This window comes from Mediterraneibacter sp. ICN-202921 (genome assembly GCF_037890075.1).
GTDB classification, from domain to species: Bacteria; Bacillota; Clostridia; order Lachnospirales; family Lachnospiraceae; genus Mediterraneibacter; species Mediterraneibacter massiliensis.
Window position 1 is genome coordinate 66,145 of the sequence record NZ_JBBKBE010000009.1, and the last position, 12,491, is coordinate 78,635.

The 12,491-nt window shown below is 39.5% G+C and carries 10 protein-coding genes; 2 read left to right on the forward strand and 8 right to left on the reverse strand.

What is annotated here, in order from left to right:
• Positions 1-47 precede the first annotated feature (47 nt).
• The 7 genes from WKT01_RS08885 to pcrA form a co-directional block, all read right to left on the reverse strand.
• Complete coding sequence (locus tag WKT01_RS08885; RefSeq protein ID WP_075530917.1) at positions 48-944, reverse strand: ABC transporter permease; 897 nt, start codon at positions 942-944, stop codon at positions 48-50.
• Positions 941-1,855, reverse strand: a complete 915-nt coding sequence (locus tag WKT01_RS08890; protein ID WP_270394876.1) for an ABC transporter ATP-binding protein — start codon at positions 1,853-1,855, stop codon at positions 941-943. Before WKT01_RS08890 ends, WKT01_RS08885 begins: the two co-directional genes overlap by 4 nt.
• Positions 1,856-2,092: 237 nt before the next feature.
• Positions 2,093-2,473: a TnpV protein gene (locus tag WKT01_RS08895; RefSeq protein WP_075530915.1), complete on the reverse strand. Its 381-nt coding sequence runs from the start codon at positions 2,471-2,473 to the stop codon at positions 2,093-2,095.
• Between the two features lie 237 nt (positions 2,474-2,710).
• Positions 2,711-5,623, reverse strand: coding sequence for a TIM-barrel domain-containing protein (locus WKT01_RS08900; RefSeq protein ID WP_270394878.1), 2,913 nt, complete (start codon positions 5,621-5,623; stop codon positions 2,711-2,713).
• Positions 5,624-5,796: 173 nt separating this feature from the next.
• Positions 5,797-7,194, reverse strand: a complete 1,398-nt coding sequence (gene rlmD / locus WKT01_RS08905) for a 23S rRNA (uracil(1939)-C(5))-methyltransferase RlmD (protein ID WP_340312118.1) — start codon at positions 7,192-7,194, stop codon at positions 5,797-5,799.
• Positions 7,195-7,331: 137 nt separating this feature from the next.
• Positions 7,332-7,571, reverse strand: a complete 240-nt coding sequence (locus WKT01_RS08910; protein WP_059070071.1) for a hypothetical protein — start codon at positions 7,569-7,571, stop codon at positions 7,332-7,334.
• Positions 7,572-7,679: 108 nt separating this feature from the next.
• Positions 7,680-9,938, reverse strand: a complete 2,259-nt coding sequence (pcrA, locus tag WKT01_RS08915) for a DNA helicase PcrA (protein WP_059070075.1) — start codon at positions 9,936-9,938, stop codon at positions 7,680-7,682.
• A 133-nt stretch (positions 9,939-10,071) separates the two neighbouring features.
• On the opposite strand from pcrA, the gene WKT01_RS08920 reads away from it, so the two are divergent.
• Positions 10,072-11,436, forward strand: a complete 1,365-nt coding sequence (locus tag WKT01_RS08920; RefSeq protein ID WP_059070077.1) for an MATE family efflux transporter — start codon at positions 10,072-10,074, stop codon at positions 11,434-11,436.
• A gap of 53 nt (positions 11,437-11,489) precedes the next feature.
• Positions 11,490-12,092, forward strand: coding sequence for a DUF1836 domain-containing protein (locus tag WKT01_RS08925; RefSeq protein WP_059070079.1), 603 nt, complete (start codon positions 11,490-11,492; stop codon positions 12,090-12,092).
• An 82-nt stretch (positions 12,093-12,174) separates the two neighbouring features.
• Here the strand turns inward: WKT01_RS08925 and WKT01_RS08930 are convergent, their stop codons facing one another.
• A complete protein-coding gene (locus WKT01_RS08930) occupies positions 12,175-12,462 on the reverse strand; it encodes a YerC/YecD family TrpR-related protein (RefSeq protein WP_059070081.1) in 288 nt (95 codons plus the stop codon).
• Between the last annotated feature and the right edge of the window lie 29 nt (positions 12,463-12,491).

Here is a 12,491-nt window from a genome sequence, read left to right on the forward strand (position 1 = left end):
GGTGTTACCCATAGCGGCGGCATACATAATCATTTGCAGCTACAAAATTAACAGTTATATTTTTTTGATTTGTTTAACAAAATATAAATTCCAATCAATACCAAAATAGTGATTCCAAGTATCATATACATCGTTCCGATATTTACTTGACTTCCGAAAAAATAAAGATTGCAATCAAGGGAATCTTTTAGTTTTTCAATAACCTCTGTTGGAATACCTTGATTTTGCATTTCGGCAAGCGCCCCTTGCATTGTATGATTTCGGATAAGTGATGTACCATAAGTACCCGGCAAAAATGAGATTATTTTTTGCAGCCCTTCTCCAAATGAAGAAATAGGCATATATGCACCACAAATGAAACCATATCCCGCACTGATGATTGTGCCTACCGCTGAAATTTGTCCTTGTGTTGATAAGAAAAAATTAATAATCGAAGATAATGCTGTTCCAAACAAAACAAGGAGTAAAATATCAAGAAACAAAAAGAATATATCTGCGAGCGACATATACCAACCGACAATAGCCACATAAGTAAGACAGATACCCGTTGCAGCAAAGCAAATAATAAGTGTTGAAAGCAAGGTTGCAACATAATAACTCAGCGAAAGTGTAGCTGACTTCACAGGAGATATTCTTAAATCTCTTATCGTACCATTTGCTTTATCTTGCACCATTAAAAAATTAGAACAAAAAGCAACCGTTACACACGAAACAGCAAGAATAGATGAGATAAGTTGACCGCCTACCAGTCCCTCTATTATGCTTTCTGATAGTTTTAATGAATTAGGTAAATTAGATGTAAAACTATCCCGATACACATTCCCAAGAAAAGTCACATAAAGTACAAGCAATATAGCAGGCGTTATCAAAGAGGTAAAGAACATTCCCTTATCTTTGAAAAACAATTTGATATTTCTTTTGATAAGAATGAAAGCCATACTCATTTTTCTGCACCTCCCACTAATGTTTTGCCCGTAACAGCAAGAAAAACATCGTCCATTTTTCCTTTTGTTATTTCGTAATCATTAAACAACTGCGGATTACGAATAATCAATTCAGTTGCAGCCTTTGTATTCGGTACAGAAAGGCGATAACCGTTTCGGATTTGCTCATATTCTACATCAAGTTCTTTAACATCCTTTTCATCTACATCATAAATTGTGATGTAATCCCCAGTATAAATATTTTTTAATTCAAGCGGAGTACCCTCTGCGGATATTTTCCCATCATCAATGATTACAACATAATCAGCTTCCGCAGCTTCTTCCATATAGTGCGTAGTTAAAAATACAGTCATATTTTCATCTTTGCGAAAACTTGATATAACATTCCAAATAAGTCGGCGTGTCTGCGGATCAAGCCCTGTTGTCGGCTCATCAAGAATAAGGATTTTAGGCTTATGAAACAAAGCCCTTGCAATATCAATTCTTCGGCGTTGTCCTCCTGATAATTTACCAACGGTGCGTTTCAATAAGTTTTCAAAATCTAATATTTTCGCCAGTTCCTCAAGTCGTTTCTTAAACTCCATTCCAGTAATGCCATATAAAGCGGCACGACTTTCCAAATTATCATAAACAGAAAGGGCAGAATCCAAGGCAGATGATTGAAAAACTACACCCAGTTCACGCTTAATATAGTCCATATCCTTATCTAAATCGTGTTTATCAATAAAAACGCTTCCACTGTCTTTCGACAGTTGTCCACACATAATATTGATTGTAGTTGATTTTCCTGCCCCATTGATACCAAGAAAGGCAAACAGCTCTCCTTTTTTCACACGAAAACTCAAATTCTGAACAGCGTTTACACTTCCAAAACTTTTATTAAGATTATTGATTTGAATAATATTGCTCATTCAATTTCCTCCTGTATAATCGGTTTTAATCTCGCATAGAGAGCAATCAATATAATCTTTTCCTGTTCTAATCGAACTCCAAATTAGTAGATGCAGTGCGATACCGTAAATTAAATTCATTATAGCATAATGAATTACCAAAGTCATTATGAAAGAGAACACATCGAATCATAATTGTGGCAGACAAAGTTTTAATTTTTGACTGCCACAATTTTAATATTCTATATGTTACATTTTTTACTTATAGATAATATCGGCATATACAATTTCTCGTGCTCTTGCCTGTATCTCATTCATTCGACCAACCCACAACATCGGGTTTTCTACTTTAAGTTGTTCGGTCACGCCCTCCTTGTCAGCCATTTGCTCAACCAATCGAAACATCATTTCCGTTGCTTGTTCGTCAATATCGGCAAGGTAATTATTCAATTCGCCGCTTGTGAGCAGCGAAATATAAACCGTCCGTTTATGTTCCTGTAAGTAGTGTTTGTGTCGCTGCCCCCACAAACTGATAGGTTTGTTTTCTTTTTCAGCTGGTAAAGTAAGGCAAGGAATATAATAATCCCCCTGCAACTCATACCATAAACCATTGCTTTCATCATAAATATACTTGTCCATTAAAAAATCCTCCGTTATAATATATTCGCACATATGTCACAGTTCTCCGATTGCCACACTCTGTTATATCTTGTTATGAGACTTTCTTGCCCTTGATTTTGCCCTTATAAGCAGGCAGGGAAAGAGTAAACTTGTGTGAAATCATATAAAGGGATAAGGCGAACACATTGCGATAAATCCTTTATTTTCAAGGCTTTTGGAGGATTTTATTGATAACCTATGGAGAGCAATAATCACTCATAATTTTATGGTTTTCAAATTCGGATTTAAAATCGCTTTCGGCAAGTTTTCATCTGCAACTCCTTCTATAACAATAGCAGTGTCAAACTCTTTCAGGTCTCTCTTATCTATTTTTATTCGCAAAAAACTCTGATCAAGAACCTGTCCGGCATACCCTTTTAAATAACCAGAAAAGCTGTACATATCATCCAAAAAATATACGTTCGTGTTTGATTTAAATTCCTTTTCTGAAGATACATTTCTTAACTTTTCACCATTTACCTTGATCGAACTTGGTACAGAAAAACTCCGAACATTTATTTCTATAGATCTATTCGGATCAAAACCCTTATAATCTCCGATAAATTTAGAAATATGTATTCGAACAGTATTTTCTGTTTTCTGTGCGGTTATAGTAGCTTTCGCAATTTCATTCTTTAAATAATCCGTACTATATCCATCATCTTCTGATAATATAAATTCCGTTTTTTTAACTGACGGCCAATAATTGACGATCATATTACTTCGATTGATTTCTTTTGGATTATTATTAGGATTAACTAAGGGCAGTATTGCGCCTTCTTTGACGAATACAGGCAGCTTCCATAACGGAACTTTAACATTGTTATATGTTTTGCCGCCCCTGTATACATCACCCGATAACATATCATACCATACTGTATGTTCATCAGGTAAAATTATTCCACTCCTTGTAGGCGTGCCTTCCTTATTCTTTTCATCGTTGTAAACAGGCGCAACAAGTATAAAATCTCCGAACATATATTGATATTTTGCAGCATTACTATAAACGCCCGCTTCGTCTGGGAATTCCAGGAACATAGCTCTTACCATAGGCTTACCTTCAAAAGTAGCTTCGTGCGCTGTAGAATAGATATAAGGAATCAACTGAGATTTTAGTTTTAAATATGCTCTATTAATATCTGTGGCTTCCTCATCGAAAGCAAAAGGGGTTTTAGGGTTAGATCCCCAACCATCCATATTCAATTGAATAGGTGTAAATGCCTTCCATTGGAAATCACGAATATTAACTTCCTTATTTCCTCCTCCAAAAATTCCATCCATATCCGAGCCAATATTAGGATTCCCTGATAATCCGGTACCTAAATACGTAGGAATATGAAATCTTATATACTCCCATTTCCCACCAACTTGATCACCGGTCCAAATTCCTGCATTCCTTTGTATTCCTGCCCACCCGTCCAAACTAACAATAAAGGGGCGTATACGGCCGCCAGATTCAGTGATCATTACTGAAGACGCGTCATCCGTTGCGTTTAAACCGAAAGAATATCCTTTCCCAACCCAGGCAACATCCGTTTTTATAGCCTTTACTCCAGCTTCTTTTACTTCTCTGCTAATATCACGATCATCAGGCTTTGGGTTTTTAGGATCTTTAGGATGTAAATCCTGCTGTGTCCAAAGCCCTAATTCCACTCCGTTTTCTCTTGCGTATTCCCCAAATGAGACTAAATTTTTTATATTACCATCTAAGCTGTCTGTCTGCCCATAGCCGGCGCCATAACCATCATTCGGCAAGAACCATCCTAAAGGCATATCTTTTTCTTTGTATCTGTCGATGACTTTTCTTGCAGAAAACTGATACGATTCGGGATTTTCTCCATTAAGCGTTTCTCGGATTCCCCGTCCTCCGGCATGTTGCGGCTGTTTTTCCAGATAAAACTTACCGTCCTCAAATTGTATCGCTCCAGCAGTTCCTTTTGGAACTTCTTGCCAATAATCTCGATTGTAAGCGTTCAGATGCGCTTCATAAAAACCGAAGATCGGCATCAATATTGGTTGGCCGGTCAATTCATGGTATTTTTTTATGATGTTATAATAATTTTTATCGACAATATAAAAACTATCAAATTTATCATCTCTGTGAACAGTTACAACTTTATCTGGATCTTTAAAACTATAAAGTCCCTCCTGAAAGGTATTTCTGAGTACGCCATATCCCTTTGTAGACCAATAAAACGGATTGGGAGAGGCAACTCCTCCATCCACCCAGTTATTTGAATTGACAATCTTTATATCTTCTCCTTTGTGAGAAAAACGTCCGTTCTGAGTTCCTCCCCCAAAGAAATATTCATCTTTATTTTGTTTTAACGTCTGAACCGCTGTATTCTTCTCGATTTTTATTGGTTCTAATTCCTCAAAAATAACAGCTTTCTTCTTATCATAAACTTTAAAAGTTCCCTGTTTTTTATCCCACCCGATAGCAAAATCAGCGAAATGAATCATGTTCCCGTCATAAGCACTGTCTTCAAATAACGTATTGTGAGACCTCTCAGCTGTACTAAACTCTTCCTGATCAATCATCTTTGCAGGACGATTGATATCTCTAGGTTCAGGATCATCTTTAAATTGTCCGGTTGGGTCAATATAAAGGCGAAAAATATTATGGTCTAATATGAGCAGTCTTCCTTCATTTCCGTTTTTATAATTAATCTGATAAAACCCATCCGCTTTTAAAATAGACCTTATATTATTATCATCAGATTCATTTTCAGAGATGCTTCTCTGTTGCACTTCGGATCGCATGCCTGTATCACTGTCAGAAACTATAACTTCTTCTTTTTCACTGCTAGAAGCAGGATGATCTGCCATCTCAGATGAATCTTCTTTTTCCAAAACATCGTTTTCATTTTCCAGAGAAGGAGGAGCATCGTTTTCAAGCTTTTCCTCTTCTGCGTCTTTCTCGTTTGTTTTAAAATCAACAGCTGCTTCAGACGATGTTTCCTCAATCGACACTGCCTTTGTATCACGATCAGCAGCTATAGGTTCTTCCGCTGCGTTTGCCCGCAAAACATTCCCGAAAAAGAAAAAACAAAAAATGCCGATCAGTACGGATCCTACGCCTAGCGTCGCCTTTCTAGATCGCATATTGACTAATTTTTTTCTCAACAACTTACACCATCCTTTCTTTACAGTTTAAATATATCTTTTACACTAATGATATATTTAAATGAAAGCTAGGATTTTGGATAAAGTTAGCATATAAATACCTTTTTTTATTGATTTATACAGCAGAAGATGGACCGCCTGAAATCGAATCCCAGTGATAAAAATTGTTGCTCTGACTATACAAAACAGCAGCAAGGACGCTTATTGTCATCGAGTCTGGATAACAAGGCTATTGTCTCTGTATGCACTGTCTGGCAGAATTGATCTACTGCCGCACACTTCACCACCTCATATCCTTTTGCCTGTATCATCTCCAGATCTCTTGCCAGACTAGTCACCTTACAAGAGATATATACGATCTTATCCACACCGTACTCTAATATTTTAGGCAATGCCTTAGGATGGATCCCATCTCTTGGCGGATCTAATACAATAACGTCCGGTTTTTCTTTAATCTCATCTAATACTTTAAATACATCACCTGCTATGAATCGACAGTTAGAAAGTCCGTTATGTGCTGCGTTTTCCCGTGCCGCTTTTACCGCTTCCTCTACGATCTCCACCCCTATGACCTGCTTTGCCACAGGCGCCAGAAGCTGTGCGATCGTTCCCGTCCCACTGAACAGATCGAACACGGTCATATTCTGAATATCCCCTATATATTCCCGCACCGTACTGTATAGGACTTCTGCGCCCCGTGAATTAGGCTGAAAGAAGGAGAACGGCGTCACTTTAAATTCCAGATCCAGCAGTTTTTCGTAAAAGTAATCCTGTCCATAAAGGATCCTTGTCTCATCACTTTGCACAACATCTGACAGAGAATCATTTATAATATGCAGGATCCCTACGATCCTTCCCTTAAGCTTTAATTGCAAAAGCCTTTCAGCAAGAGGCTGCAGATCTGGTTCTTCCTGGGATGTCGTTACCAGATTTACCAGAATCTCCTGCGTGTACTCTCCCCTTCGTAAAAGAAGATGTCGCAAATAGCCTATATGCTGCATTTTTTTATAATAGCTCGTCTTCTTTTCCTGAAAATATTGCAGAACACATGTCAGGATCTTTGTCATATCGTCATGCACTAATTTACAGTCTGCGGCAGTCAATACATCATATGTGCTTCCCTTTTTATGCAGCCCCAAAGAAAGCGGTCCATCCTTATATTCATCTCCAAAAGAAAATTCCATCTTATTACGATAAGCAAATTCTTTAGGAGACGGCTTTATCCCTTCAAAATGGCAGTCTCCTTTTACAGCTTCGTCCAGAATCTCTTTTACCTGTTCTGCTTTCATTTTCAACTGCCTGTCATAAGACATTGTCTGGTACATGCATCCTCCACAGTCTGGGAAAATACTGCAAACCGGTTTTCTCGTCTCCAACTCTGACTTCTGGAGCACTTCCAAAAGCCGTCCTTCCGGATTTCCTTTTTTGAATTTATTGATACAAAATTTAATTTTCTGTCCCGGTATCCCGTTTTTTACGATCACTTTTTTTTCTTCTCCCAAAGCGGAGACGATCCCCTTGTTTGGAAATTCTACTTTTTCAATTATTCCTTCTAATATCTGCCCTTTTTTCATGTTCCTGCCATTTCCTTTTTTTGTCTTTTTTCCATCTGTTACATCTATCATCTTACGACTTCCAAGCGTAAAACAGGCAGGGTGCAGCGCTTGACCACATCCTGCCTATCTTTTCTTTGTGCTTATATCGTAAGCAATTATACCTGATCTTCCTCACTGAAATAGTCGTCAAAATCATCATCGAAATCATCTTCAAAATCTTCCAGATAATCTGGTGTAAAGAAACGATATACTGCAAAAGCGATCGCCGCTACCGCTGCTACTGCTCCAATAATCGCGAGTACCCAGATCACCGTATTCTTATGTTTCTCTGATTCATTCTTATGCAATAAATCGCTTAATTTTGTCTCTGCTAACAATTCTTCTACCTTGCTCATACTGTCCACGTCCTTTCCCCTGTCTTGCCGACAATGGTTTACTTTCTGTTATTATAACACTATCATTTTCAGATTACTACTAATTTATGCCAAAATCTCAATTATATTTTATTCTATTTTTACCAGTTTTGCAAAAGAAGCAAACATCTTCTTTCTTCCTGCAGTATCGAATTCTACTGTCACTTCATAATCCCGTCCGCCTTCTGTAATATCCTCCACAACACCGGCGCCAAACTTGATATGCTGCACACGATCGCCAATCTTATAGTCCAGACCTTTTTCCTTCGAGACTGCAAATTGTTGGGCTCCCTTCATGACAGAAAACGGCTGTGCCTTAAAGTTTTTTTTGGCATGAAAATAGGGATTGGACGCAGTAAAATCTTGTTTTATTTCTTCTTTTCCTGCCGTTTTTTTGGTAAATACTTCCCCGCTGTCCAGAAGTTCCAGCGGTATTTCTTTTAAAAAACGGGACATTCTGTTATACTGCGTCTCTCCGTGTACCATTCTCATTCTGGCACAGCTTACAGTCAGCTTTTGTTCCGCCCGTGTCATCCCTACATAACACAGTCTCCGTTCTTCTTCCAATTCTTCCGGCTCTCCAGAACTGATCGTCATATATCCGGGGAACAATCCATCCTCCATGCCTGCCATATAGACATTCGGAAATTCCAGACCTTTTGCGCTATGCAAGGTCATCAATACTACGTACTCCTGGTCTTCATCCAAACTGTCAATATCCGCCACCAAAGCGACCTCCTCCAGAAAACCACTCAGGGATGCCTTCTCCTCTATATCTTCACAGCTTTCTTCATAAGCAGCAACCTTACTTAAGAGTTCCTCAATATTTTCTTTCCTGTCATGCGCCTCATCTTCACTCTTGGCCTCTGCTTCCAAACTCTCCATATAGCCTGTTTTTTCTAAAACCTCCTGTATCAGATCGGATATGCTCTCCGTCTGTGCCCGCCCCTTGAAGTATTCGATAAGCGCCACAAAAGAATCCAATTTTGCCGCCCCTCTGGCAATATTCGGTATCAGATCTAGGCCCTGTAAAGCTTCATAAAATCCGATTCCTCTCTCTGCAGCAGATTCCTGGACCCGATTGATCGTCGTCAATCCGATCCCTCTTTTCGGCACATTGATGATACGCCGTACTGCCAGATCGTCCTGCCCATTATCAATCGTTTTTAAATAGGCAAGCAGATCTTTAATTTCCCGGCGGGCATAGAAATTGATACCGCCTACAATCTTATACGGGATATTTGCCGCTACAAAACGTTCTTCAAAAAGACGAGACTGTGCATTTGTCCTGTATAGGATCGCATGATCATTATAGGCGCCCCCTTCCCGGATATTCTTCTCAATATCCTCTGCGATAAAATCCGCCTCGTCATACGCCGTATCAAACTGACGCAGTGCAATTTTGGCGCCGTCGCCATTTTCAGTCCACAAAGTCTTTTCTTTTCTGCCGCAGTTGTTTTTAATGACCGCGTTCGCCGCATTTAAGATATTCCCTGTAGAACGATAATTCTGCTCCAGTTTGATCACCTTCGTATCCGGGAATTCCTGTTCAAAGTTCAGAATGTTTTTGATGTTGGCACCTCTGAATTTATAAATCGACTGATCGTCGTCGCCTACTACGCACAAATTCTTGTATTTCTGCGCCAGAAGACTCACCAATTTAAACTGTACTGTATTTGTATCCTGGTATTCATCTACCATTATGTAACGGAACCGTTCCTGATAATACGCCAACACATCCGGCTGTGTCTGAAAAAGCTGCACTGTCTTTACAAGCAGATCGTCAAAATCCAGCGCATTGTTAGCTCTGAGCTGTTTCTCATACTCCCGATAAACCTTCGCGATCTTCTGCCGTCCAAAGTCTCCCCCTGCGTTCAGTTCAAATTCTTCCGGAGAGATCAATTCATTTTTTGCAGAAGAAACCGTTCCCAAAAGCGCTCTTTCCTTGTACACTTTAGTATCTATATCTGCCAGTTTACAAACTTCCTTCATCAATGTCTTCTGATCATCTGTATCATATATCGTAAACTTTGTATCATAACCGAGACGGTCGATGTAACGCCGTAAAATCCTGACACACATGGAATGAAAAGTGCTGACCCATATGCTCTCAGAACCGAAACCGACCAACTGGTCCACACGTTCTCTCATCTCTCCCGCAGCCTTGTTTGTAAAAGTGATCGCCAGGATGTTCCATGGATTTATTCCTTTTTCTTCGATCAGATACGCAATCCTGTGCGTCAATACCCGCGTCTTGCCAGAACCTGCCCCTGCCAATATCAGAAGTGGTCCTTCTGTATGGAAGACCGCCTCTCTCTGAGGGGTATTTAAACTATCATATATACTCATACTTCTCTCCTTTCAAGTATTATCATTATCGAACACACATTCCCGATTGTCAACCACATATTATGATAAAATGTTTAAATTGAAAACCTAGTATAGTTGAGATAAAATACTGTATGAGAAAGGAGACCTTGATATGGCAGCAGTGAATATGACAAACGGCACCCCCGTCAAACAACTCTTTTTTTATGCAGTTCCTCTTATACTAGGGAATTTCTTTCAGCTTGCTTATAATGCCGCTGATGCCGTCATTGCCGGCCGATTTATCGGAAAAGAAGCGCTCGCGGCGACAGGAACGGCAAGTCCTGTCATGAATATACTGATCCTTGGCATCTCCGGTCTGTGTATCGGCGCCGGTGTCATTATGAGTTCATACTTTGGAGCCGGACGTATCCGGGAATTGAAGGATGAACTGGCAACCGCTCTTTTATTTGGATGTATCAGTACCGTTGTCATTGCCTTTGCCGGCTCTGTCTTTATCTTCCCACTGCTTAAGGTGCTCCGTGTTCCGGACACACTCCTTTCTTCTACTGCGCTCTATCTGCGCATCATCTTTTTGGGGGCACCTTTTACATATTTTTACAATACACTCTCTGCCGCTTTAAAAAGTATAGGAGATGCAAAGACACCTTTAAAATTTCTTCTTTTTTCTTCCCTATTGAATATTGTCCTAGATCTTCTTTTTATTGGCCTGCTCGGTTACGGGATTACATGTTCTGCCGTCACAACAGTGGCTGCGCAGATTTTATCCGCCCTTCTGTGCGCACAATATATTTACCGGAAGATTCCTCTTCTCCAATTAAAATTTTCTGATTTAAGACTCCATAAGTCTTTGTTAAAAACAACCTTGAGATATGGCTCAGTCACCGCCCTGCAGCAAGCCTGCCAGCCCATAGGAAAGCTTCTCATCCAGGGCTGTGTCAATACATTAGGAATAGACGTTATAGCTGCCTACAATGCAGTCACAAGAATTGATGATTTTGCCTTTACACCTCAGCAAAGCATTGCCCAAGGGATTACGACGTTCACTGCGCAAAATCAGGGAGCAAAGAAGCCGGACAGGATCATCCGCGGCTTTTGCAGCGGGCTAAAACTGGAATTCTTTTACTGGATACTCATCTGTGCGTGTACACTACTCTTGCACGAACCTCTTCTGCGTCTGTTTACAGATAAAGTACAGCCACAAAATATCGTTCACCTTGGCAGCCAATATCTGTCTGTCATGGCCTTTTTCTACCTGCTTCCTTCCTTCACAAACGGTATCCAAGGGTTCTTCCGCGGAATCGGAAACATGAGAATCACACTGATTTCTACCTTCATCCAGACTTCACTGCGCGTTATTTTCACCTTTCTGTTCGTCCCCCGCTCCGGGATACACGGAATCCCCTTTGCCTGCGCAGTTGGCTGGACTTTCATGCTCCTCTATGAAATTCCTTGCTATTTAAGCGCCAGAAAACGACTCTTATCTCCTACTCTTAACCCTCATAATCTTAATAAATAAAAACTTGTCATCTGGTTTCGATTACTATATAATGAATATATCGAGGTGATTATATGACAATAAATACGAATGATATGCTCAACAGCATTTTAGAAAGTCTTTCCCGCATTGACTATATTCATCCGGGAGACATTCCGAATATTGACCTGTACATGGATCAAGTGACTACTTTTATGGACAGCCAGCTTGCTTCTACAAAACGCTATGAAGATGATAAGATTCTTACAAAAACAATGATCAACAATTATGCCAAAAATAATCTTCTTCCTCCTCCCGTGAAAAAGAAATATTCCAAAGAGCATGTGCTTATCTTGATCTATATCTATTATTTTAAGAATATACTGTCTATAAAAGATATCGAAGCACTTCTAAAACCCCTCACAGAAAAATATTTTAACGGGAATGGAAGTACGGACATGACTTCGTTGTATGAAGAAATCTGTCAAATGGAAAAAAACCGGATCGATTCTTTGCAGGAAACAGTCAAAGCTGCCCATGAACAGGCACAGACAGCATTTACAGATATACCAGAAGAAGACCGGGAATATCTCCAACTCTTCACATTTATCTGCAATCTCAGCTTTGACGTATATGTAAAAAAACAGCTTATCGAAAAATTGATTGATGGACTAAACAACACACAGCAGGAGAGGTAACACATATGCCCTGCCCCTATTTTATGTATTATTAAAAAAGACACTGTTTCTCCGTTTAGGACAACAGTGTCTTTTTATCTTTTTATTTATTAATTCTCTCGAAGACCATATCATACCCGTCATTTCCATAGTTCAAAGAACGGTTTACCCTGCTGATAGTGGCGGTAGAGGCGCCTGTCTTTTCCGCTATCTCCAAATAAGTTTTCTGCTCTCTTAACATTTTCGCCACTTCAAACCGCTGCGAAAGTGAAAGCAATTCATTGATCGTACAAATATCTTCAAAAAAAGTATAACATTCTTCTTTATTTTCCAAACTTAAAATCGCCTGAAACAGATAATCTACCGCTTCTGTTCTTATCTTCTTACTCATAATACATGCTCTCCTTTAACAGTCCAATG